25 protein-coding genes are annotated in these 23,793 nt (G+C 52.3%); 21 read left to right on the top strand and 4 right to left on the bottom strand.

Going from position 1 to position 23,793, the window contains the following annotated elements; genetic code table 11:
• Positions 1-484: 484 nt before the first annotated feature.
• Positions 485-1,441 carry a 3'-5' exoribonuclease YhaM family protein gene (locus ACZYR9_RS01855; protein WP_488976745.1) on the top strand — a complete coding sequence of 319 codons (957 nt, stop codon included), beginning with the start codon at positions 485-487 and terminating at the stop codon, positions 1,439-1,441.
• Positions 1,442-1,889: 448 nt separating this feature from the next.
• Here ACZYR9_RS01855 and ACZYR9_RS01850 read toward each other — a convergent pair whose 3' ends face one another.
• The gene (locus ACZYR9_RS01850) at positions 1,890-2,357 is read right to left on the bottom strand and encodes a glycine zipper domain-containing protein (protein WP_488976744.1); all 468 of its coding nucleotides are present in this window, start codon (positions 2,355-2,357) and stop codon (positions 1,890-1,892) included.
• Between the two features lie 230 nt (positions 2,358-2,587).
• Positions 2,588-2,737 carry a sporulation histidine kinase inhibitor Sda gene (gene sda / locus ACZYR9_RS01845; RefSeq protein WP_488976743.1) on the bottom strand — a complete coding sequence of 50 codons (150 nt, stop codon included), beginning with the start codon at positions 2,735-2,737 and terminating at the stop codon, positions 2,588-2,590.
• A 228-nt stretch (positions 2,738-2,965) separates the two neighbouring features.
• Between sda and ACZYR9_RS01840 the strand changes: the two genes are divergently transcribed.
• The 3 genes from ACZYR9_RS01840 (at position 2,966) to coaD (ending at position 4,812) form a co-directional block, all read left to right on the top strand.
• Complete coding sequence (locus tag ACZYR9_RS01840; RefSeq protein ID WP_488976742.1) at positions 2,966-3,196, top strand: helix-turn-helix domain-containing protein; 231 nt, start codon at positions 2,966-2,968, stop codon at positions 3,194-3,196.
• Positions 3,197-3,686: 490 nt separating this feature from the next.
• Positions 3,687-4,247, top strand: a complete 561-nt coding sequence (gene rsmD, locus ACZYR9_RS01835; protein ID WP_488976741.1) for a 16S rRNA (guanine(966)-N(2))-methyltransferase RsmD — start codon at positions 3,687-3,689, stop codon at positions 4,245-4,247.
• 40 nt (positions 4,248-4,287) lie between these two features.
• Positions 4,288-4,812 carry a pantetheine-phosphate adenylyltransferase gene (coaD, locus tag ACZYR9_RS01830; RefSeq protein WP_488976740.1) on the top strand — a complete coding sequence of 175 codons (525 nt, stop codon included), beginning with the start codon at positions 4,288-4,290 and terminating at the stop codon, positions 4,810-4,812.
• Between the two features lie 27 nt (positions 4,813-4,839).
• On the opposite strand, the gene ACZYR9_RS01825 is transcribed toward coaD, so the two are convergent.
• Positions 4,840-6,099 carry a nucleoside recognition domain-containing protein gene (locus ACZYR9_RS01825; protein WP_488976739.1) on the bottom strand — a complete coding sequence of 420 codons (1,260 nt, stop codon included), beginning with the start codon at positions 6,097-6,099 and terminating at the stop codon, positions 4,840-4,842.
• Positions 6,100-6,236: 137 nt separating this feature from the next.
• Here ACZYR9_RS01825 and ACZYR9_RS01820 point away from each other — a divergent pair, with 137 nt between their 5' ends.
• A complete protein-coding gene (locus tag ACZYR9_RS01820; RefSeq protein WP_488976738.1) occupies positions 6,237-7,319 on the top strand; it encodes a SepM family pheromone-processing serine protease in 1,083 nt (360 codons plus the stop codon).
• Here the strand turns inward: ACZYR9_RS01820 and ACZYR9_RS01815 are convergent.
• Positions 7,316-8,566, bottom strand: a complete 1,251-nt coding sequence (locus tag ACZYR9_RS01815; RefSeq protein ID WP_488976737.1) for a nucleotidyltransferase — start codon at positions 8,564-8,566, stop codon at positions 7,316-7,318. The genes ACZYR9_RS01820 and ACZYR9_RS01815 overlap by 4 nt on opposite strands.
• Before the next feature lie 140 nt (positions 8,567-8,706).
• On the opposite strand from ACZYR9_RS01815, the gene ACZYR9_RS01810 reads away from it, so the two are divergent.
• From ACZYR9_RS01810 to ACZYR9_RS01735, 16 genes are all read left to right on the top strand, one after another.
• Positions 8,707-9,234: a YceD family protein gene (locus ACZYR9_RS01810; RefSeq protein ID WP_488976736.1), complete on the top strand. Its 528-nt coding sequence runs from the start codon at positions 8,707-8,709 to the stop codon at positions 9,232-9,234.
• 36 nt (positions 9,235-9,270) lie between these two features.
• Positions 9,271-9,444, top strand: a complete 174-nt coding sequence (gene rpmF, locus ACZYR9_RS01805; RefSeq protein WP_488976735.1) for a 50S ribosomal protein L32 — start codon at positions 9,271-9,273, stop codon at positions 9,442-9,444.
• A 217-nt stretch (positions 9,445-9,661) separates the two neighbouring features.
• Positions 9,662-10,270 (top strand): transcription factor FapR, encoded by a 609-nt coding sequence (gene fapR, locus ACZYR9_RS01800; RefSeq protein ID WP_488976734.1) that lies wholly within the window; start codon positions 9,662-9,664, stop codon positions 10,268-10,270.
• Positions 10,254-11,252, top strand: coding sequence for a phosphate acyltransferase PlsX (gene plsX, locus ACZYR9_RS01795; protein ID WP_488976733.1), 999 nt, complete (start codon positions 10,254-10,256; stop codon positions 11,250-11,252). The genes fapR and plsX overlap by 17 nt, the downstream gene beginning before the upstream one ends.
• Positions 11,253-11,256: 4 nt before the next feature.
• A complete protein-coding gene (locus tag ACZYR9_RS01790; RefSeq protein ID WP_488976732.1) occupies positions 11,257-12,243 on the top strand; it encodes a beta-ketoacyl-ACP synthase III in 987 nt (328 codons plus the stop codon).
• 30 nt (positions 12,244-12,273) lie between these two features.
• Entirely contained in the window at positions 12,274-13,215 is a 942-nt protein-coding gene (gene fabD, locus ACZYR9_RS01785) for an ACP S-malonyltransferase (protein ID WP_488976731.1), read from the top strand.
• A 24-nt stretch (positions 13,216-13,239) separates the two neighbouring features.
• Positions 13,240-13,980: a 3-oxoacyl-[acyl-carrier-protein] reductase gene (gene fabG, locus ACZYR9_RS01780; RefSeq protein ID WP_488976730.1), complete on the top strand. Its 741-nt coding sequence runs from the start codon at positions 13,240-13,242 to the stop codon at positions 13,978-13,980.
• Positions 13,981-14,141: 161 nt separating this feature from the next.
• The gene (gene acpP, locus ACZYR9_RS01775) at positions 14,142-14,375 is read left to right on the top strand and encodes an acyl carrier protein (protein ID WP_079157628.1); all 234 of its coding nucleotides are present in this window, start codon (positions 14,142-14,144) and stop codon (positions 14,373-14,375) included.
• Between the two features lie 125 nt (positions 14,376-14,500).
• Positions 14,501-15,739, top strand: a complete 1,239-nt coding sequence (fabF, locus tag ACZYR9_RS01770) for a beta-ketoacyl-ACP synthase II (protein ID WP_488976729.1) — start codon at positions 14,501-14,503, stop codon at positions 15,737-15,739.
• Positions 15,740-15,827: 88 nt separating this feature from the next.
• Positions 15,828-16,532 (top strand): ribonuclease III, encoded by a 705-nt coding sequence (gene rnc / locus ACZYR9_RS01765; RefSeq protein ID WP_488976728.1) that lies wholly within the window; start codon positions 15,828-15,830, stop codon positions 16,530-16,532.
• A gap of 122 nt (positions 16,533-16,654) precedes the next feature.
• Positions 16,655-20,230 (top strand): chromosome segregation protein SMC, encoded by a 3,576-nt coding sequence (gene smc / locus ACZYR9_RS01760; RefSeq protein ID WP_488976727.1) that lies wholly within the window; start codon positions 16,655-16,657, stop codon positions 20,228-20,230.
• 75 nt (positions 20,231-20,305) lie between these two features.
• Positions 20,306-21,310 carry a signal recognition particle-docking protein FtsY gene (gene ftsY, locus ACZYR9_RS01755; RefSeq protein ID WP_488976726.1) on the top strand — a complete coding sequence of 335 codons (1,005 nt, stop codon included), beginning with the start codon at positions 20,306-20,308 and terminating at the stop codon, positions 21,308-21,310.
• A 157-nt stretch (positions 21,311-21,467) separates the two neighbouring features.
• Positions 21,468-21,818, top strand: coding sequence for a putative DNA-binding protein (locus tag ACZYR9_RS01750; protein ID WP_488976725.1), 351 nt, complete (start codon positions 21,468-21,470; stop codon positions 21,816-21,818).
• 28 nt (positions 21,819-21,846) lie between these two features.
• Complete coding sequence (gene ffh / locus ACZYR9_RS01745) at positions 21,847-23,214, top strand: signal recognition particle protein (protein WP_488976724.1); 1,368 nt, start codon at positions 21,847-21,849, stop codon at positions 23,212-23,214.
• Positions 23,215-23,253: 39 nt separating this feature from the next.
• On the top strand, positions 23,254-23,526 hold the full coding sequence (gene rpsP, locus ACZYR9_RS01740) for a 30S ribosomal protein S16 (protein ID WP_159886997.1): 273 nt from the start codon (positions 23,254-23,256) through the stop codon (positions 23,524-23,526).
• Between the two features lie 22 nt (positions 23,527-23,548).
• Positions 23,549-23,779: a KH domain-containing protein gene (locus tag ACZYR9_RS01735; RefSeq protein ID WP_488976723.1), complete on the top strand. Its 231-nt coding sequence runs from the start codon at positions 23,549-23,551 to the stop codon at positions 23,777-23,779.
• The last annotated feature ends 14 nt before the right edge of the window (positions 23,780-23,793 follow it).

The raw sequence follows: 23,793 nt of genomic DNA, 5'->3' as shown, positions 1-23,793 counted from the left end.
GTAAAGGAGCACGAATGGACTGATAAGTATAAAGTATGCAGTAGGGGTTATTGTTTCTTTCCATAATAGGACACAAGCCATCACTACAGCCAAGGAAGGGACGATGCGGAATACTAATTCTTTGTTCATAAAGCACCTCTCGATATGTTTTGTCATTTAAACTAATCTCTATAGTAGTAACAAACTTTCGTCATCATCCTTGCTGCTGTTACTTTTTTATAAAAGCTTATACGAAATCCAAAGCAGATTAGTTTCAAACAACGTTCCCAATGTCACTAAGATTAGTGCCAATAAAGCCTGCCGTAAGACGAACAACGTTTGAATATTAAGTTTTAACTCGACTCCACTGAATTAGAAAAGAGATTGTTGCAAGAGGGTGTGATGCAGCTTATCTCAGGTCTAAATCTTTTAAGGTTGCAGCCATATTGCGGCCGTTGTAATGTGTAATAAGTGGTTAATATACGAGAAAGGAGAGACCTACTCCATGACATTGATTAGAACATTCGCAGAAGGCGACGAAATCATCGGGTTTTATCTGCTAAAAAGAGCGGATCTAAAGCAAACCAGCACATCTCCTTCAAAAGATTATTTTGATCTGGTACTTGCTGATCAGAGCGGGGAGATTCCTGCAAAGCTTTGGGAGGTTTCTTCTGTTGATAAAGAAACCTACTTCCCCATGATGTTGGTCAAGGTTCAGGGAATTGTCCAATTGTACCGAGAAAAGCCACAGCTAAAGGTAGTTCGTATTCGGAAGGTCAAAGATGATGACGGATGTTCGTTAACTGATTTCGTTAGGTCAGCACCGATCCGGCCAGAAGATTTGATACATATCATTAACCAAACGGTAGCAAGTATTGAGGATAGTGAAATTCGAAATGTTGTTCAGTTTTGTGTAAGCAAAGTAGAAGAAAAGCTGATGCATTATCCAGCGGCTAAAGCCATGCATCACGCTTATTACGCCGGGTTGGCCTATCACATATGCCGCATGCTGGAGCTCGGTGAATTTGTAGCAAAGCAAAGGCCATTTTTAAATAAGGATTACATTAAAGCCGGCATCATATTGCATGATATCGCAAAACCTGAGGAAATGAATGCAGAGCTTGGGATTGTCACGGATTATAGCTTTAAAGGAAAACTCCTGGGGCACATATCGATGGCGGCCAACTGGATTGTTGAAGCTGCCATAGCGTTAGGTATGGATAGTTCAAGCGAGAAGATTGTTCTTCTTCAACACCTGGTTCTTTCTCACCACAATTTAGGAGAATGGGGGAGCCCTGTTCAGCCGCAAATTCCAGAGGCAGTGGCACTTCACTATATCGATCAGTTGGATGCAAAGTTACAGGCCGTTGAGGATGCGTTGGACACCATGCCTGAATCTGAGGTTTGGACGCAGCCTATTCGAGTGATTGAAAATAAACAAATTTATCGAATGAACAAATGACCCCGAATTACAAACAAAGGGGAACCCAAATCAGTAAATGCTGAACCCCGCATAGCCGGATTTATTATTGTAATTATCAAATCAGAATCTAAGCAGATCCTTGAAGAGGTCGCCACAGGCAAAGTGCAAATTGATCTTAAAGGCGTCTTACAGCTAATCCTTGAGGCAGAAGGTAATGGCTCTGTACACTTTGCAAATGTTGATTTCATTAACCCGTGATTGATTCCCTGAATAATCGTCCGAATTTGGGCGATTTTTTATTTGAGTTGGGAGGGCTGAACATACCACCTCGTAATTCAATCGATTGTGGTCCGGTCCGACATGACGATCGTCAAAGGTGAAAAGCGGTGGATCCTCAGTGAAGTGCCGTCCAATAAAATAAGCGGGTACAGAGTGTTGCCCCTGCACCCTGCTTCTTCTTACCTAATAGGTTAAGTTCTAGCGCTTTTTATTCTTTTCGATCCGGTGCCGTGTCGCCGCCGGAACCTGTTGCCCCACGCGCGTTTGTCTCGTTGTCGGTGGCATCTATACCATCACCCATTTTGTTGCCCAACGCGGCGCCGACGACGCCTCCTACAACGGTGCCAACCGGTCCCAAAACGGAACCAACGGCAGCACCTGCTGCTGCACCGCCCGCAGTTCCCACAGCCTCACCGGCATCGAGGCCAGTCGTATTGGCTGCCTCTTGGTCACGAGCATCGTTGCGAGCATCATTTTTTTCAGTCATCCATCTCACTCCTTTGTTTTGGATAAGGAAGAGCAGCTGCTTTACCAGTGCAGTTCCAAACCATAGTTTGCCCGACCGAGATGGAAGAAATCCAGAATTAAAAAACAACCTTACACGATGAAAGGCACCATTACGAACTTTATTCAATTTAGGAATGACTGATTTTTTCACAAACGAAAAACGAATCAACTTTATAAGCGCAGTATTTGGTGCTTTTTATTTAAAAAGTTCGAATGTTGAATAAGACCGGCGAAACCCCGAGCGGAGCGGGCGATGAAAAAAGGGATGGCAGAATTCAAACGCCCGGCCAACGGACTTCGAACAGAATAAGGTGGGACACAATGCCCCACCAGTGAAGGGCGTAGAACCCATCCGCCCTTCAGATTTAGTAAGAATTAGTCAGTAATTAGCGGCGTCTCCTACTTGTCTAGTTCTTCGATAGCAGTTTGAATATGAATTCCTCTGCGTTCTAACTCCTCCTTGAGCATTTTTACAAAGTCCCTATCTAAATCTTGTTCAATGGCAATTTTATATGCATAAATTAATTCAACGTCAGATATCCTTCGCATTCAAATCTCTCCTTTGAAGCGAACGGATTCTATCCCTTCACCGTAGTTCAGGATACCTATAAATGGAATAAAATGCACATAAAATCTAAAAAAGATAGTATATAACATAAAAGGATGTCGAAACGTTTAAATTAAACTTTCAACTAATCAATGAAAGAGGTAATTTCGACACTTGAAAAAAGAACGTGCGGTCTTATATTTAGGTGAGTAAGATTGGAGGGGTTGATCTTGCTTAACGATATAGAGCGAAAAGTATTGCGAATCCTTGGTAATTATTCGAGTATCCGCCGAAGAATGCCCACCATTAAAGAAATTCAGATTAAGACTGGTCGAAGTCAACACGGGGTATTATTAGTTTTGTCTGCCTTAGAAAAGGAAGGCTATATATTATGGAAGGAAGAAGATCCGGAGAATATTGTTATCATAGAAGCTTGGGAAAGAAAAACAATAGGGAATTAACCAAAAATTAATCCCGATCGATTTATGGATTAACAAGAGTTAAACTCTATTTTTATAAAGGAATTTTAGGTATTAATCGTTTAGTTTTGTTAGCGGTCAAATTATAGAAATAATGATCCTATAAATAGAATTTGGTCCCCAACTCGTCCCCAGGCTTATTATTCAAATTTGTTAATCGGAAAACAAAAGAACTGATCTAATCAGAAAATCCCTGTAATATCAAGGGTCTAGAGGATTCGTTATAATAATTCAGGGCCCCGTCTCGCGACGAGGCCCTTTCATGGGAGAGGAGAAACCGGACGAAGAGCTTATGGGGAACGTAAGTCTTCTCCGCGGTTGTCTACGACATTTTCGGATGTCGATGATATAAGGATGGCCCGTTCGGTACCAAGATATACATCGGCGGGAAAAATTTTTTTGGATTTTTTGTGCAAAAGAATTCGTTTATGGTACGATAGCATTATTACGCAGGTAAAGGAAGGCTGTAAGAATGAGAGTCATATCGGGCAGTGCCAAGGGGCGTCCGCTGAAAGCGGTACCGGGTATGGGGACAAGGCCCACAACGGATAAGGTGAAGGAAGCGGTATTCAGCATGATCGGACCTTATTTCGATGGCGGACTGGTGCTGGATTTATTCGCCGGGACAGGCGGACTCAGCATCGAAGCGCTCAGTCGCGGAATAGACCGGGCCGTGTTGACGGATATGGACAAGAAAGCGATCGATACGATCCGTCACAATCTTCAGAACACCGGCTTTTCGGACCGCGCCGAGATTTACCGCAATGACGCCCTTCGCGCCATCAAAGCGCTTTCCAAGCGGGAAGCGCAGTTTGATCTGGTTTTTGTGGATCCTCCATACAAGTTAAAGATCGTCGGGGAGCTGCTGGAGCAATTACAGCAAAGCGGCTTGCTGGCCGATGAAGCCCGTATCATCGTCGAGCATGATGCACAAGATCGGCATGAGGAAACCTACGGGACCTTGGAACAGGTGCGCCGGGCGGAATACGGGGATACGGCGATAACGATTTATCAAAACCGTACAAGGGAATAGAAACATCAAAGGGTAATGTTAGAGGGGGCTGACCATACGAATGGACGTAAAAGAGCAGGGAAACGAACGAGTGCTTCGCGTGGCGGTATATCCGGGAAGCTTTGATCCTGTGACGAACGGGCATCTGGACATCATTCGCCGGGCCGCCAAGGTATTTGATAAGCTGGTGGTGGCGGTGCTGAACAATACAAGCAAAAATCCGCTGTTTACGCTGGAGGAACGGATGGAGCTGCTGCGCAGGGTGACGGCGGATCTGCCGAATGTAGAAATCGACGGCTTCCGCGATTTGCTTATTAATTATATGCAGAAAAAAAATGCGAATGTCATCGTCAGAGGATTGCGCGCAGTTTCGGATTTTGAATATGAGATGCAGCTGGCTTCCACGAATCGCAAGCTGAAAAGTGATATTGAAACCTTCTTTATGACGTCCACGCCTAAGTACTCGTACTTAAGCTCTAGTATCGTCAAAGAGGTTGCCCGGTTCCACGGGCCTGTCGTTGATCTGGTGCCTCCCGAGGTAGAGAAGGCGCTGCAGGACAAATACGGAACCGGGGAGAAAAGTTAAGCGGCATAGCAAAGGCATTGTTGCTTCTTACAATGGGCCATGCCCTTGACGTCCCCGGTAAAACAGAAAGGCTGCGAATACCGAAAGCACCAGAAGGATCAGGATAACGGTGCCGAACTGGAGCATCATCGGACTGATGAACGGCCAAAGACTGTCGCGTCCGCTATTCCAATCGGAGCCGGAGAACACGTAGTTGGCAAGAACGGGCTGCTCTTGACCAATCCAACCCATCAGCGGCTTCCAGGAGAGCAGCGTCAGTAGGAAGGCAAGGCTTCCATGATGGATGCGAGACCGGACAAAATGCGAGTACCGCAGATCCGTTGAGACGGTCAAGCTTTTGACTTGTGCGTGGGTGGACAAGCCGCCCCAAGCCAGCAGCATGCTGACAAGCGCGTAAAAGAAAGAGCTGTGGGCCGCCCCGGCCGCCTGTGCCATCGCGTAAGCACCCAAATGGGGCTCGAATAAACCGGTCAAAAGAGCGGAAATGAGCGATAAAGAGTCGCTTGAATTGGCACCGAGCAGGGAAAAGGCGGAGGCCACCACCTCCGGCAGGCCGGAAAGAGACAGGGCATGAATCAACACGGAGAACATCATCATGCACCCTCCGATAATGAAAAGCTGCTGCACACCGGAAGAGACGGCATCGCCCAGCAGCTTGCCGAACGTTCGGCCGTCGTTGGCCCTCGCTTCATGAAACGCTTGAAAGCTGTGAGAGAGCCAGCCTTTGCTGGCATATGCTTTCACGGCAGCGTGCCTTCTGGAATCGAATCGGTAAAAGACGGCCATGAGCAAAGCCGCGGCATAATGAATGACGGCGAGCGCGAGACCTGCGGCGGGGCTGCCAAGGAAACCGACGCCGACGACACTGATCATAAATACGGGACTGGCGATATGGGATACGGCCAATAGCCTTTCGCCTTCTTCTTGGGTGAGCAGCCCGTCCTTCCGGAGGGCGCTTACCCCTGCGGCGCCGGCGGGCATACCTGCCGTGAAGCCGAGGGAGATCACCCAGCCTCCGGCGCCGGGAAGCCTAAGGAGTACGCGCAGCAAAGGCTCCATCAGTGCGCCGAGGCCGTGCAGAACGCCCATGCCGCGCATTAACTCGGTAATAATCAGAAACGGCAGCAGCGCCGGGAATACAAGCTTCCACCACAGGCTCAAGCCTTGAAGGGAGGCTTGAAACGCTTGGTCGGGGAACAAAATGATGCTGATGACCAAAGCAAGCGCCGCAGCGCCTAAGTACAATGTAGTCAAGCGGGGGGAGAGAAGGGCCTGCAACGCTTTCATCCGAATCACTCCAGCTTAAATAGATTGGTACATATTTACGCTTTGTCCGCATGGATTAGACCATGCGGACGTACCATACAGAGAGATGGTTATCATACGAACGGGTGGGGGAACGTTTTATGGGAGAGGCTCGGCATATGAAACGGGCGTCACGCATCGTTTTTTCGATTTTCACTGCCATAGCCTTGTTGTATCTAATTTACTTTATGCCGCTGCCGCTGTATATTTTCAAACCCGGTACGGCGGATGTGATTAAGCCTATGGTGCAAGTGGAGCAGGATGCATCCGAGGAAAGAGGGCAGTTTATGCTGACGACGGTCGCGGTAAGCGATGCTACGGTGTACGGGTACCTGATGTCGTTCATAACCCCTTATCAGGAGCTGCGTTTAAAGGAGGACCTGCTGCGCCAGGGAGAGTCTGAATCAGAGTACGCCCAGCGGCAAGCGGTCGTCATGATGACATCGCAGGCGGATGCGGTTCAGGCCGTTTACAACAAACTGAACATTCCGTATCAAATCAGCCATGACGGGGTCGTTATAGAGCATATTTATCCCGATTTCCCGGCTCATGAGGTTCTACGGGCCGGTGATTATATCGTCAGGGTAGATGATAAGCCCATTGCAACGGCGGATGAATTAAGGGCGGCGTTAGCGAATAAAAAAGCAGGGGATACTGCGGCCATAAGCTATAAACGGGGGGATGTGACCCGTACGGACAGCATCGCTTTGGCTGTTCTGCCAAACGAGGATGCCTCTGCTCCGGCAGGCGCCGCGACGCCAAGAGCCGGACTGGGTATCGTTCCTGCAGAGGTTCACAGCATAAAGGCCGAAGACGAAAGCAAGCAAGTGTCGATTAAGGCGGGGAACATCGGGGGTCCTTCCGCAGGGCTGATGTTCTCGCTGGAGATCTATAACCGTTTTGTGCCGGAAGATATTTCGAAAGGGTATAAAATCGCAGGCACCGGAGAAATTGACTCGGAGGGTAACATAGGGGTCATCGGAGGCATTCAGCATAAGGTCGTCGCGGCCGACCGGGTGGGAGCGGACATTTTCTTCAGCCCCAAGGATTACCGTACTCCGGACGGACGGACGATTCCCAATTATACGGATGCGAAGCAGCGGGCTGAAGAAATCGGTACAAACATGACCATCGTTCCCGTAGGAACGTTGGATGAGGCTTTGCAGTACTTGGCCGGGCTGCCGGTCAAGCCAAGCAGCTAAGGCTGGAGGCGAATAGGAGCTTCGTAATAATCCCGAAACCAATCGTCGGGGGATGATGACGCATAGCCCAAGGCATAGACGGACGTTGAACGGAGATCCAGCTCCAACAACGGTGAGGCTTCTGTGGTCACTTTGGTGACGATAGGAACCTTCGCCGTTTTTTTCATCCGCTTGAGCAGCTCCTGCCCTTTTGGGCTGAAGCCGAGCACCCGTAAATATGGTACGCCCTGCCGAAGCCTCTCCGAGGACAGGTCCTGCTTGGTATGGTTCAGCAGGATACGCAGCAGGGTCCGCTGCAGCTTCGTGCGCGTATACCGTTTCGTTTTGAGCTTGCCGATCAGCGTGTCCACCCAAGCTTGCGATCCGGCTCCGCCGGTGTCCGGAAAGATATCCGCCAATGCCTTGGGGATCCGATGCTCGAGCCCCTCGTTCACCTCGTAAAAGGACGCAAGCTGCTCCGGACGGTGATGCATCAGCTGCAGCAGCAGCGGCTTTGCAAAGCGTTCCCAATCGACCGGTCCGCGGCCGGCTTCCCATTCGCGGGCCAATATCTCCAGTGTGGACGCGGGTACGAAAGAACGGATGCCCGTAAGCGACCGGTCGGTCATCAGGATCCGTCGGATGGCCGTAGCGCTTGCAATCTGCTTATCGGTAATATCGGCTTGATTAAACTCGGCTTTCGTTCGTGTGATGGCGAGCGGTTCGATGCCGCTTTGAAGACGGCGCAGCGCAATCAGATAGTGAAGCCCGAGCGTGTTGTTGGGCTTCGCCAAATCTTCTTCCCTGACATCAGGCAGGAAATGGGATACTGCTTTACTGTAGGCCGAAGGATACGGCATGCCCTTTTTCAGCTCGAGCTGCAGCAGCCGGCTCAGCTCCTCAGGCTCCTCGTAAAGCTTGTCCGCTGCCGTCTTAAGCCAATCGATCCTGACGCTTTCGCAGCCGAAGCATAGGCTGTCTACGACACCGGTCGCGTCTAAAGCAGATACCGCACCGTAAGCGAACCATTCTGCCGGCTGGGCGGAGAAGGCGACAGGCAGCTCCAGCACAAGGTCGACTCCCATTCGGAGCGCCATCTCGGCACGCGCCCATTTATTGACCACGGCCGGTTCGCCCCGCTGAAGGAAATGGCCGCTCATGACACAAATTACACTGTCGGCTCCCGATACCTTTTTCGATTCTTGGTAATGATAGTAATGGCCGTTGTGCAGCGGATTATATTCGACAATCAAACCGACCGTTCGCATAGGTAAAGTCCTCCGTTCATGCCGTACAGTGCATTTTTACAATTTAGACACATGATTATTCACTATAGCACGAACTGAAAATGTTGACAAAATGTAACGGTTGTCGATATAATAATCTTTGTTTGTTTGGGGTGATACTCGTGTTCATACATTTAAAGGACTTGGCTGCCAAAGGCACGATACGGCTCGAAGGCACCGAGGATTTGACCGGGCTTCTTCCGAAGTCGGGAAGCTTGCTGAACTATGGTCCCCTGCACGTCCGACTGGAGGCGCAGGATAAAGCCGGTGCCGCAGAAGTTTCCGGCGAGCTGGAAATCGATGTGGAACAAGCCTGTTCCCGATGCCTTGCTCCGGTGTCTGAGCATTTGACCGTTCCGTTTCACGAAACGTTCGTCAAGGGCGAAGAGATTCTGCCGGAAGCATCCGATGACGAAGAAGAGAACGAGGAAGACGTGCTTTACGTCTCAGAGGATCGAATAGAGCTGAAGCCTTATCTGGCCGAGAGCGTGATGCTCGCCATGCCGTTCATTCCGCTGTGCAGTGAAGAGTGCAAGGGACTGTGTCCCGTTTGCGGAACCAACAGGAACGAACGGGCTTGCGGCTGCAAGCAGGACAGGGTGGATCCGCGTCTGGCCGGTCTGGCGGATTTCTTTAAAGATCAATCGTAGGCAGGCAGCAATGAATTCGTTGAAGGAGGTGGGAATATGGCAGTACCTCAAAGGAGAACATCCAAAACGCGCCGTGACAAGCGCCGTACTCACTTTAAATTAGAAGTTCCGGGCATGGTTAAATGCGACAATTGCGGAGAGTTGAAAATGGCTCACCGTGTATGCAAAGTTTGCGGTCATTACAAGAAAAGAGAGATCGTAAACCAGTAATCGCATACGCTTCGAAAAATAGTGCTTCCCTCTCGGGTAAGGCACTATTTTTTTGTTTGGCTAACTTCCATTTTATGCGGGAATCCTTTATACTTTTCTTTATGACTTGGTCATAAGATGAAGTATTCAGGTGATAAGCGAGAAAGCTCATGCTTACATGCCAAGAGCCGGTTTAAAAAGGGTTTGAATGAAGTTTTTCGTACATATGTGAACAAAGGTGGTGCTCGTTATCGAACGCATACCGAAACGACAGCGCCAGCAGCAGTTGGCCAAAGCGATTGAAGAGAACCCTTTTATTACGGATGAAGAATTAACGCGATTGTTCCAGGTAAGTATACAAACCATCCGGCTGGACCGGTTAGAGCTCGGCATCCCCGAGCTGCGCGAGCGGATGAAGCTGATGGCCGAACAGTCCTATGACCAGGTGCGGTCTCTTCCCCTTCATGAAATCATTGGGGATGTGATCGATCTTCAGCTTGATAAAAGCGGGATTTCCATCTTTGAAATCAAAGAGGAGCATGTCTTCTCCCGTACGAAAATCGCGCGGGGGCATCATATTTTCTCTCAGGCGAATTCGCTTGCCGTCGCGCTGATCAACGATCAGGTCGCGCTTACCGCGGCGGCGGACATCCGTTTTGTGAGGCAGGTCCGTTTGGGGGAAAAGTGTATCGCCAAGGCATATGTGCGCTCCATTTCTATAGGGAAAGCAAAGGTGGAGGTATTTACCTACGTCGGAGACGAGGTCGTGTTTCAAGGGAATTTTGTGATTTATCATTCGAAGAAAGACCGATCCGAAGGAGGAGACATTCATGCGGATCGCGATTGATGCGATGGGTGGAGACCATGCGCCTCAAGCGGCGGTAGAAGGAGCTGTCTTAGCAGCTAACGAATGGGCCGATATCACCATCGTTTTGGTGGGGGATGCCGCCCGACTGGAGCCGCTGCTTCAAGCAAACAAGCCGGCCAATCTCGAACTTCGGCATACCTCCGAAACCATTGAAGCCGACGACGAGCCCGTTAAGGCGGTTCGGCGCAAAAAGGATGCGTCCATGGTGGTTGCCGGCCGGATGGTCAAAGAGAAGGAAGCCGATGCGATGATCTCGGCGGGCAATACGGGTGCGCTGATGACGACGGGCCTGCTCGTGGTCGGCCGGATCCCGGGCATTGAGCGCCCGGCGTTGGCCCCGATGCTTCCGACGACGGACGGGGAAGGCATACTGGCGCTCGATTTGGGAGCCAATATGGATGCCACTGCGGAGCAATTGGTGCAGTATGCGATCATGGGCAGCCTATACCGGAGCAAGGTGCACGGCCTTCATGAGCCGCGCGTCGGCCTGCTTAACGTGGGGACAGAAGCGATGAAGGGCAATGAAATAACCAAGGCGGCCTTTCCTCTGCTGGAACAGGCGCCGATCCGGTTTGTCGGCAACGTGGAGTCCAGGGATGTGCTGCGCAAGCCTTGCGATGTTGTGGTGTGCGACGGCTTTGCGGGCAACATTATGCTGAAGTCGATGGAAGGTACGGCATCGGTTATTTTCTCGGCGCTGAAAGAGGAATTTACGCGTACCTGGTACACCAAGCTTGCCGCTGCGATCGTAAAGAAGGGGCTCGGCCAATTCCGTAAAAAGCTGGATTATACGGAGCACGGCGCCGCTCCGTTGCTGGGTATCGACGGCTTGGTGCTGAAAAGCCACGGTTCCTCCAATGCGCTGGCATTCAAGAATGCGGTGCGGCAGGCCCGTATCGCCCTAAAGAACGATTTGGTCCGAAGCATATCGACAGAAATCCGTAACGGAAGCGAGTTGTAAACAAATGAGCCTATTGCCTGTAGGTATTATAGGAACAGGAAAATACGTACCCGAGCGGGTACTGACGAATCAAGAGCTGGAAAAAATGGTGGACACCAACGACGAGTGGATTGTGACCCGTACCGGTATTCGTGAACGCCGGGTGGCTGCCCCCGAGCAAGCCTCGTCCGATTTGGCTTATGAGGCTTCGCTGCAGGCGATGAAGAATGCGGGAATAACGGCGGAACAAATCGATCTGATCGTTGTGGCGACGGTCACGCCGGATATGGCCTTTCCTTCAACGGCTTGCATTCTGCAGGAGAAGCTGGGAGCCAAAAAAGCGGCGGCTTTCGACTTGTCTGCAGCCTGCACAGGGTTTATTTACGGTCTGGCCAACGCGGCGAATTTCATCGCGACCGGAACGTATAAATATGCGCTTGTAGTGGGAGCCGAATGTCTGTCCAGGATTACGGATTACACCGACCGGAATACATGCATCTTGTTCGGTGACGGGGCAGGTGCCGTCGTCCTCGGAACCGTTCCGGAAGGCCGCGGCTTCAAATCGTTCGAGCTTGGCGCCGACGGCACCGGAGGGCAGCTTCTTAAGGTTCCGGGCGGGGGCTCCCGTTATCCTGCATCGCCGCAAAGCCTGGAAGGCAAGCAGCATTTTATTTTCATGGCCGGATCGGAAGTGTTCAAGTTTGCCGTACGGGTCATGGGCAGCGCCGCGGAAGAAGCGCTCCGCAAAGCGGGAATGGAAAAGTCTGAAGTGGATTTGCTTGTGCCGCATCAAGCGAATATCCGTATTATCCAATCAGCGCTGAACCGACTGAACCTAAGCGAAGATAAGTGCATGATCAATCTGGATAAATATGGCAACGTTTCTGCAGCTTCCATTCCGATTGCTCTTGCGGAAGCCGTGGAACAAGGCAAAGTGAAGGAAGGCAGCAAGATGGTGCTCGTCGGCTTCGGCGGCGGCCTGACTTGGGGAGCCTCCGTACTGGTGTGGTAATAACGCGGGATGGAAAGGAGAGGTTTTGGCATGGGGAAAATCGCATTTGTGTTCCCGGGTCAAGGGGCCCAGGCCGTAGGCATGGGCAAGGATATTTATGCAGCCGAAGCGGCGGCACGATCGATCTTTGATTCGGCGGACAAGGCGCTGGGTTTCGGATTGACGAAATTGATCTTTGAAGGACCCGAGAGTGAACTGAAATTGACTTATAATACGCAGCCGGCACTGTTGGCGACAAGCATGGCCTACCTGGAGGTGTTCCGCTCCCGTCACGGCTTGCAGCCGGACTATACGGCAGGACACAGCCTGGGTGAATACAGTGCCCTTGTGGCGGCAGGCGTGCTCGGCTTCGAGGACGCTATCCGAACCGTCCGGGCGCGCGGTGAGTTTATGGACGCAGCCGTACCCGCCGGGCAAGGGGCGATGGCCGCCGTGCTCGGAGCGGAGCGCGAGGCTTTGCAAGCTCTCTGTGCCGAGGTCAGCGGCGGCGGAGCTGTGGTAGAGCTAGCCAATCTGAACTGTCCGGGACAAATCGTCATCTCCGGCAGCAAGGAAGGCGTGCAGGCGATGGTCGAACGCGGCAAGGAGGCGGGAGCTAAGCGCGTCATTCCGCTTGAGGTCAGCGGACCGTTTCATTCCTCTCTGGTGAAGCCGGCCTCAGAGCGTTTATCCGGCGTTCTTTCCGGACTGGAGATGAATCGGGCGAGCATCCCGGTCGTAGCCAACGTTACGGCAAAGCCGGTGGAAGAGCCGGGTGAGATCCGGCAGCTGCTGGTGGATCAGGTTCATTCGTCCGTGCTTTGGGAGGATAGTGTGTTGTGGCTGATCGGGCAGGGCGTGGATACGTTCGTAGAAATCGGAAGCGGCACCGTACTGGCCGGACTGATCAAAAAAATCGACCGCAGCGTCAAGGTGTATTCCGTGAACAGTCTGGAAGCGATTGAGAAATTCCAACTGGAATCCGGCGTATAATCTGTATGGGAGGGATTGAAGCATATGCTTACGGGTAAAGTAGCCCTGGTGACCGGAGCTTCGCGCGGAATCGGCCGGGCAATCGCTCTGTCGCTGGCGGAGGCCGGCGCGGACGTGGCCGTCAACTACGCAGGAAGCGAAACGGCGGCGGCGGAAACAGTGCAGCAGATTGAGGCGATGGGACGCAAAGCGATCAAGATTAAGGCAAATGTAGGCGTGGCACAAGAGGTTGAGGATATGTTTAAGCATGTCCAGGAAACGTTTGGGCGGATCGATATTCTGGTCAATAACGCAGGCATTACGCGGGACAACTTGATCATGCGTATGAAAGAGGAAGAATTCGATCAGGTGATCGAAACGAACCTGAAGGGCGTGTTTAACTGTCTTAAGGCGGCAAGCCGTCCGATGATGAAGCAGCGTTCCGGCCGGATCATCAATATTTCGTCCGTAGTCGGAGTGCTTGGCAATGCCGGGCAAACCAACTATGTAGCCGCCAAAGCCGGGGTCATCGGCATGACGAAAGCGGCGGCCAAAGAACTCGCCTCCCGTGGAATTACGGTGAACTGCGTGGCTCCCGGATTTATCGAAACCGACATGACCGACAAACTGTCGGGCGAAATGAGAGATCAGCTGCTGCAGCAAATCCCTCTTGCCCGGCTGGGCCAACCGGAGGATATTGCCAGGGCGGTTCGCTTCCTGGCTTCCGAGGATTCTTCCTATATGACCGGTCAGACGATTCATATCGACGGCGGCATGTATATGTAACCCTTCCCGGGGCAACTACTAGACAGTGCGCCTTTTCATCGGCAGGGTTAAGCGGTTAGAAGTAAGGAAATGGTGTTTCATTGTTTTTTTCTGTGTCCCCGATGCTGGCTATGGCAATTTGTCCATAAGTTAAGTATAATACCAAAGAGGAGGTGAACCGGATGTCCGATGTAATGGATCGTGTAAAACGTATCGTCGTTGACCGTCTTGGTGTTGATGAGGCGGAAGTGACGCTTGAAGCATCTTTTAAAGATGATTTAGGTGCCGATTCTCTCGATGTTGTAGAATTGGTTATGGAATTGGAAGATGAGTTTGATATGGAAATCTCTGATGAGGATGCAGAGAAAATTACTACTGTAGGTCAAGTAGTTGAGTACATAAAATCTCATACCTAAGCGTTATAAGTCCCGTTTCTTTTGCGACGGGACTTATCTCCATTCCGAACCCGGGAGGCTTCTCATAGCGTTATCTTAAAAAAGAAGCAAATAACGAAAGTTATTTTTAATAGAGGTGGGTTAAAGTGAAACAAAGAGTCGTAATTACGGGTCTTGGCGTGATGTCCTCGCTCGGGCGCGATCTTGAAACGTTTTGGGCAAGCCTGCTTGCCGGCAAATCCGGGGTAAGCCTGATTGAGTCCTTCGACGTAACCGAATATCCTACGCGCATTGCTGCGGAAATCAAAGACTTTAATCCTGAAGAATACTTTGATAAAAAAGAAGCCCGGCGGATGGACCGGTTTGTTCAATTTGCCGTAGCGGCCTCGCTTATGGCATTGAAAGACTCGGGGCTGAATATTAAGGAAGATACCGATCCTGAACGCGTAGGCGTTTATGTAGGCTCGGGAATCGGCGGTCTGTCCACCTGGGAAGAGCAGCATAAAATTCTGCTTGAAAAAGGGCCGAAGCGCGTGAGTCCTTTCTTTATTCCGATGATGATCGCAAATATGGCTTCAGGCCAAATCTCCATGATGACGGGAGCCAAAGGGCCGAACAGCACGGCCGTAACCGCTTGTGCCACAGGTACGCATTCCATTGGCGACGCGTTCAAAAAGATTCAGTATGGCGATGCGGACGTCATGATCTGCGGCGGCGCGGAAGCGACGATCAGCCCGACCGGCGTTGCCGGCTTTTGTGCTCTGCGCGCGATGTCTACACGCAATGACGAGCCGGAAAAGGCGAGCCGCCCTTTTGATACCGGACGTGATGGTTTCGTCATGGGAGAAGGCGCGGGCATTCTCATTCTTGAATCGCTTGAGCATGCGTTAAAGCGCGGCGCCAGGATATATGGCGAGGTCATCGGTTATGGAATGAGCGGAGACGCTCACCATATGACCGACCCTGATCCGGACGGCGCAGCCCGCTGTATGGTTGCGGCGGTGAAGGACGCAGGGATTGCGTTTGAAGCGGTCGATTACATTAATGCGCACGGCACTTCAACACCGATCGGCGATAAATCCGAGACCACGGCAGTAAAGAAAGCTTTTGGCGATCATGCCTATAAGCTGGCTGTAAGCTCTACGAAGTCGATGACAGGCCATCTTCTTGGCGCTGCGGGCGGAGTAGAAGCGCTGATCTGCGCGCTGGCCTTGAAGCACGGAACGATCCCGCCGACGATCAACCTGGAGGATCAAGATCCCGAGTGCGATCTGGATTATGTTCCGAATGTGCCGCGTCAAGCGGAGCTTAATGTAGTCATGTCCAACTCGTTCGGTTTTGGAGGCCATAACGCCACCGTCGTACTTAAAAAATTTGAAGCATAAAGTTTTCTAGCGGTTGTCTATACTAACATTTGTTTCGTGGAACCCGTTCGTTCCACGAAACCATCCGCCCACACGAAGGTGATAAGACATGCATCGCAACCTGAAGCAGCTCCAGTCGGAACTGCGCTTGCCTTTTAAGAACCCGGATCTTCTACGGCAGGCATTTACGCATTCCTCATACGTAAACGAACATCGCGTAGGTCAATACAAGGATAATGAACGGTTGGAGTTTTTAGGGGATGCTGTTCTGGAACTGACGGTGTCGGAGTACTTGTTTGAGAAGTATCCCGACCGTCCGGAAGGAGAGCTTACCAAATTAAGAGCTTCGATCGTCTGTGAGCCCTCGCTTGTCGGCTTTGCCGAACAGCTCGAGTTTGGAGCTTATGTGCTGCTCGGCAAAGGAGAAGAGCTGACCGGCGGAAGAACCCGTCCGGCACTGCTCGCAGATGTGTTTGAGTCGTTTATCGGCGCCTTGTATTTGGATCAGGGGTTGGAAACCGTAAGAGTGTTTTTGCAAAAGCATATGTTCCCGCATTTGCCTCAGCAAGGCCGTTTGCTTACGGCCGATTTCAAAACGTTTTTGCAGGAGCATACGCAGCAGCATAATCTGGGTCCGCTCGAATATAAAATCGTAGACGAACGGGGACCGGCCCATGAACGGGAGTTTGTTGCGGAGGTTTATCTTCACGATCAGCTGCTGGGTCAAGGAACCGGACGGTCCAAGAAGGAAGCGGAGCAGCAAGCGGCGGCGGAAGCATTAGACACACTGCAGGTCAAGGTTCAAAAGCCATAAAGGAAATGCCATTGCAAGTGGCGGCCGGTGTAACGGGTCGTCGCTCTTTTTTTGTTCGTTAAAGCAGCTGTATCTACTAAGACGGAGGAATATGTTACAATAGCCGTAAGAGGTGAGCCAATTTGTTTTTGAAACGTATTGAGCTTTCGGGCTTTAAATCGTTTGCGGACCGGACTGAGCTTGAGTTTGTTCAGGGGATTACCGCGGTGGTCGGACCCAACGGCAGCGGGAAGAGCAACATTTCCGACGGCATTCGCTGGGTGCTGGGAGAGCAGAGCGCAAGATCGCTGCGCGGAGGCAAGATGGAAGACATCATTTTCGCAGGCAGCGACGCACGCAAAGCAGTGAACTACGGTGAGGTCTCGCTGACGCTCGATAATGTGAGCCAATCGCTGCCGCTCGATTATAATGAGGTGACGGTAACCCGCAGGGTCCACCGAAGCGGAGAAAGCGAATACCTCATAAATAAGCAGCCTTGCCGGCTGAAGGATATTACCGAGCTGTTCATGGATACGGGAATCGGGAAGGAAGCCTATTCGATTATCGGCCAGGGACGCATCGAGGAAATCTTGAGTACAAAGTCGGAGGATCGCCGGGGGATATTTGAAGAGGCTTCGGGGATTGTAAAATATAAATCGCGTAAGAAGGAAACCGAAAAGAAGCTTCAGGAAACGGAACAAAATCTGCTGCGGATACACGATCTCGTAACGGAGCTGGAGGATCAATTGGATCCTCTGCGCATTCAATCGGAGAAGGCTGTTCGATTTAAGGATTTGAAGGAACAGCTGAAATCAAACGAAATCGCCATGTATGTATACCAGATTGAGCAGATACACGCCACATGGAGTGAAACCAATGCCAAGCTCGAAGAGCTGCGTCAAGCCCAGCTGGAACTGTCCGGTTTTGTAAGCGTGCACGATGCACAGCTCGAAACCGACCGCCTGGAAATGAGAAAGCTGGAGGAGAAGATTGAACAGCTGCAGCAGCATTTACTGCAGCTCAGCGAAGATTTCGAGAAGTGCGAAGGTCATGGGGAAGTATTGAAGGAGCGGAAAAGAAACTACGCTGCCAACCGGAATCAGCTGGAGCTGACCATAAGGCAGCAAGATCAGCGTTTGCTCGATAAGGAAGCGGAAATCACCGCGCTGCGGGACAAGCTTGGGGTGATTGCAGGCCGTCTGTCCGAAACGGAGGCGATCCTCAGGGCGGAGGAAGATCGTCTTCTGGGCGTGACCGGAGGAATCAGCAGTGCCGAAGAAGACAAGCTTAAGAGCGAGCTGCTTGAGGTGCTCAACGATGCGGCCAACGCCCGCAACGAAGCGAGGTATGCCGAGCAGCAGCTTGAGGCGCTGACCCGTCGGATGGACCGGCTGGGCGATGAGCACCGCAAATGGACTGAGCAGCGGGAGAGCATCGCCGAACGCAAGGCGAAGCTGGAGCATAGGCTGCAGCAGGCCGTCGATGGCATTGCCGAGGTGCGCAACCGGTATTTGGATGTAAGTCAGGGTCTGAAGTCGAAGCAAACGCTGTCGGAAGAGGCTCAGGCGACCGTTCGCAAATGGGAGCAAAAGCTGGACGCGATGGTGTCCCGGCGTGATACGATGCGTGAGATGGCTAACGATTACGACGGCTTTATGCACGGTGTTAAAGAGGTTCTAAAGGCGAAAAATCGCGGTGATCTGCGCGGCGTTCACGGCGCTGTGGCTGAGCTGGTAAAGGTGCCTGCACATGTGGAGACGGCCGTGGAGACGGCATTAGGCGGAGCGCTTCAGCATATCGTCGTGGATAACGAGGCGAACGGGCGGGAAGCGATTGCTTTCCTGAAGCGTCGCCAGCTTGGCAGAGCTACGTTTCTGCCTCTTGATGTAATCCGCGGACGAGCGATTCCGGAAAGCGAGCAGCGGCAGGTGCAGGGAATGGAAGGGTTTGTCGGGATTGCCGTCGATCTGGTGCAGTTCGACGAGCCTTACCGCCAGATTGCCGGCAGCTTGCTGGGCAATGTCATTATCGCACAGACGCTGGAAGTGGCTAACAGGATAGCGGCCAGAGTACAGTACCGCTATCGCGTTGTAACGCTGGAGGGCGATGTGGTCAACCCCGGGGGCTCGATGTCCGGGGGAAGCCAGCAAAAGAAAACGACCAGCTTGCTCAGCCGGCAGCGACAGATTGAGGAAATGGACAAGGAAATTACTCAATCCGAGTCCCAGCTTCGCGGCCTGCGCGGGAAAGCAGAACAAATGCGGCGCGAGATTGCAGAAGCGACGAAGGAATTGGACGAGCTGCGGGCGCTTGGCGAGAGCCGGCGGATCGAAGAACAGCAAATCCGGGCATCGCTGGAGCCGTTGGAGAATGAAGCCAAGCAGGTTGCTCAACAGCTTGAGCTTTATGGAGCAGACGGCCAATCGCTGTCAGAAGAGCGGACCGAGCTGGAGAAACGGCGTATTAACGCGCTTGAGGCATTAGAGCGTCTGCAAGGCGAAGAGACGGCGCTGCAGGCTGCGATTCGCGAGGCCGAAATCCGCCGTAAAGCGAGCGAATCGGCCAAGGAGGAGCTGCAGACCCAGCTGACCGACCTGAAGGTAACCGCAGCCTCGCAGTCGCAGGAAAAGCAGTCGCTGCAGGAGCAGGAACGCCGTCTGAGAACAGAGCTTGAGGCGATGAAAGCGGAGCTTGAGACCAATCGGGAGCTGCAGCGGCAGCTGGATTCGGATATGGCGAACCACGAGCAGGAAAGCGTGCTGCAGATCGAGCAGCTCAACGATTTGAAGCTGAGGAAGCAGCAGTGCGCCGAGCAGCTGGATATGAAGCGTGCGCAACGTGCCGAATGGGTCGCCAAGCTGGAAGCGGAAGAAAGCAAAACGAAGGATCAGCGGACGAAGCTTCGTCAGGTGGAGGAACAGCTGCATCAGACGGAGGTACGCGTAAACCGACTGGACGTGGAGCTGGAAAATCTGCTCAAGAAGCTGTGGGATGACTATGAGCTTAGCTATGAGTTGGCGAAGGTGCGTTACCCGGTTCCTGAGGATGTTCTCGGCACGCAGAACAAGGTTCGCGACCTGAAACGGGAAATCGCCATACTCGGCGAGGTCAATCTCGGCGCGATCGACGAGTATCAGCGCGTCAATGAGCGCTACCAATTTTTGTCCGAGCAAAAGAATGACCTTGTAGAGGCGAAGACTGCGCTGTATACGGTGATTCGCGAGATGGACGATGAAATGGGCAAACGGTTCCGTTCGACCTTCGATGCGATTCGTTCCCACTTCGTGATTGTCTTTGCGAAGCTGTTCGGCGGCGGACGGGCGGATCTCATCTTATCCGAACCGGATAATCTGCTGGATACAGGCATCGAGATTGTGGCGCAGCCTCCGGGCAAAAAGCTGCAGAACCTTCAGCTGCTATCCGGCGGCGAACGGGCGCTGACCGCCATCGCGCTGCTGTTCTCGATCATTCGCGTCAAGCCGGTGCCATTCTGCGTGCTTGATGAAGTAGAGGCGGCGTTGGATGAAGCCAATGTGGCGCGATTTGCCGAGTACCTGCGCGAGTTCTCGCAGCAAACGCAGTTTATTGTCGTAACGCACCGCAAAGGGACGATGGAGGAAGCGGACGTCCTGTACGGCGTGACGATGGAGGAAGGCGGCGTATCCAAGCTCGTCTCCGTCCGCTTGGAGGAAGACGAAGCGATCATGGAGGCCGGTTGACCGGGTTTTGAACGGTAAGAAGAGATGGAGGACTAGCGAATAGTCCATATTGAACATAAAGGCGGGTGCCCAGCAGTGAGCTTTTTCAAACGTCTAAGGGAATCGATCTCGAGCAAAACCGAATCGGTAACCAATAAATTTAAAGAAGGCTTGGCGAAAACAAGAGACGTGTTCGTCGAACGGGTGGAGGATTTGTTCTCGCGCCGTAAAAAGATCGACGAGGACTTTTATGAGGAGCTTGAGGAAATTTTAATCGGTGCCGATGTGGGCGTAAATACGGTGTTGAAGCTGATTGACGACCTTCGCAGCGAGGTTCGCAAACGCAAAATCGAAAGCCCGAGCGAGCTTCAGCCGATTTTGTCTGAAATGCTGATTGCTCTTCTCAAGGGCAATCAGCAGGCGGAGCTTAAGATGGCGGATACCGGACTGACGGTCATCTTGTTCGTCGGCGTGAACGGGGTCGGCAAAACGACCACGATCGGCAAAATGGCGCATATGTTGAAGTCTCAGGGCAAAAAGGTGCTGCTTGCGGCCGGAGATACCTTCCGGGCCGGCGCGATTGAGCAGCTGGAGGAATGGGGGCGCCGGGTCGGCGTGGATGTCATCAAGCAGCAGGCGGGGTCCGATCCGGCGGCGGTGATGTACGATGCGCTGCAGGCGGCCAAATCGCGGGGTGTGGACGTGCTGCTGTGCGATACGGCCGGACGGCTGCAGAACAAGGTAAACCTGATGGAGGAGCTCAACAAGATTTACCGCGTCATTCGCCGCGAAGTACCGGAAGCGCCGCATGAGGTGCTGCTTGTACTGGATGCGACGACGGGACAGAATGCTATGACCCAGGCGAAGCTGTTCGACGAGAAGTCGGGGTTGTCCGGCCTTGTGTTGACGAAGCTGGACGGAACGGCCAAGGGCGGTATCGTCGTGGCCATCCGTCAAGAGCTGAAGCTGCCGGTTAAATTTGTCGGCCTCGGGGAGAAGATGGACGATCTGCAGCCCTTCGATTCCGATCAGTTCGTCCATGCCCTATTCAGCAAATGGATTGCGGAATCGGACAAGAACCAGGAGCAGGCGGAGAGCTGACACATCGTTTTAAGGCTAGATCTTGAATTCTCCCAGCCGCATGCCGGCAGGGATTTGTACTGACAAGGACAAATGCTTGACAACGATCTGCGAATTCAGTATGATAGGTGATGTTGCTTGCTGTAAAGTGTTTTACCTTAACGGAGGTGAGGCACGGATGACGGAAGAAACCGTCCTTTCGAAGACGACTCGGATCAATTTGCTGTTCGATTTCTATGAACGGCTGCTGACGGAGAAGCAGCAAATCTTTTTGAAGCATTATTTTCATGACGATTATTCGCTTGGGGAGATTGCGGCGGAATTCAATATTAGCCGCCAAGCGGTATACGAGCATATTAAACGGGCCGAATCCGTGCTGGAGGATTATGAAGCGAAGCTGCAGCTGCTCGCCAAACACGAGGAGCGGCGGAAGCTCCTTCAGCAGCTTGAGCTTGTAGTCGGGGACTTGTCCGCAGCAAAGCAAGCGGAAGCCAAGGCTATAACGGAACGCCTTTATGAACTTGACTAATATTCCCTTCGGAAGGTGGTGACGCCCTATGGCATTCGAAGGATTATCCAGCCGATTGCAAAGCGTGTTCAGTAAGCTTAGAGGAAAAGGCAAGCTTACGGAGGACGATGTTAACGAAGCGCTGCGCGAGGTGCGTCTTGCTCTTCTGGAAGCGGACGTGAACTTTAAGGTCGTCAAAGAATTCGTCGCGAAGGTGAAGGAACGGGCGATTGGACAGGAAGTGCTGCAAAGCTTCACGCCGGGCATGGTCGTTGTCGACATCGTAAACAAGGAGCTCACCGCCTTAATGGGCGGTACGCAGAGCAAGCTGGCGCGTGCGACCAAGCCGCCGACGGTCATTATGATGGCGGGTCTGCAGGGTGCGGGTAAAACGACGACCTCCGGCAAGCTGGCCAAGATGCTGCTGCAGCAAAATCACAGGCCGCTGCTTGCTGCGGCGGATATTTACCGTCCGGCCGCGATCAAGCAGCTGCAGGTGCTTGGGGAGCAGCTCAAAATCCCGGTATTCGCACTCGGCGATAAGGTAAGCCCGGTCGATATCGCCAAGCAGGCGCTGCAGCATGCGAAAGATCATAACAACGATTATTTGATCATCGATACCGCAGGTCGTTTGCACATTGACGAAAGCTTGATGGATGAGCTGAAGCAAATCGCCGAAGCGGTGAATCCCAACGAGATCCTGCTTGTCGTCGACGCGATGACCGGACAAGACGCAGTCAATGTCGCGGAGAGCTTCCATAAACAGCTGGAGCTCACCGGCGTTGTTCTGACGAAGCTTGACGGCGATACGCGCGGCGGTGCCGCTCTGTCCGTTAAAGCGGTCACGGGCTGCCCGATCAAATTCGCTGCGATGGGCGAGAAGCTGGATGCGCTTGAGCCGTTCCATCCGGAACGGATGGCTTCGCGGATTCTCGGCATGGGCGATATGCTGACCTTGATCGAGAAAGCGCAGGCGACCATCGACGCCGATAAAGCCAAGGAGATGGAACGCAAGCTGCGCACAGCGGAATTTACGTTCGACGATTTCCTTGATCAGATGGAGCAGGTCAAAAAGCTTGGTCCGCTCGATCAGCTTCTCGACATGCTGCCCGGCGCCGGCAAGATGAAGGGCATGAAGGACCTCAAGGTGGACGACAAGCAGATGTCGCGGGTCGCTGCAATCGTCAAATCGATGACAAAGGAAGAACGGCAAAACCCCGATCTGCTGAACCCGAGCCGGCGCAAGCGCCTGGCGGCGGGCAGCGGCAACTCCATTCAGGACGTCAACCGCTTTATCAAGCAGTTTGAAGACATGCGCAAAATGATGAAGCAGTTCTCAGGCATGATGGGGCCCAAAGGGGCCAAGCAAATGAAACAGCTCAAGAAGCTCGGCCGCGGGATGAAGTTCCCGTTTTAAAGATGCACTAATTTTGACTCTATTGGGGAGGTGATATGCATGGCAACTCGCATTCGTCTGAAGCGTATGGGCGCTCACAAAGCTCCTTTTTACCGCGTAGTGGTTTCGGATTCCCGTTCTCCGCGTGACGGTCGCTTTATCGAGGAGATTGGCACATACAATCCGGTGGCTCAACCAGCTATTGTGAATATTGACGAGGAAAAAGCACTGAAATGGCTTCAAACCGGTGCTCAAGCTTCCGATACTGTTCGCAGCTTGTTCAGCAAAGCCGGAATTATGACTAAGTTTCACGAATCCAAACTGCAGAAGTAATCTGTAAGATTCGGAGGGTACGATGAAGGATCTTATTACCGTTATCGCTAAGGCGTTGGTGGATCATCCCGAAGAAGTACGCGTGAATACGGTGGAAGATGAACGCTCCATTACGTTCGAGCTGTCCGTTCACCCGGACGATGTCGGGAAAGTGATCGGCAAGCAGGGACGTATTGCCAAGGCGCTTCGCACCGTGGTCACATCCGCTGCAGTGAAGGAACCCAAACGGGTTTCGGTTGAAATCGTGTCGTAATGGAAAAGATGAGG

The sequence above is a fragment of the Paenibacillus sp. F024 genome (assembly GCF_057814255.1).
The sequence above is the reverse complement of the archived record's forward strand: the minus strand, read 5'-3'. Positions and strand labels throughout refer to the sequence as shown.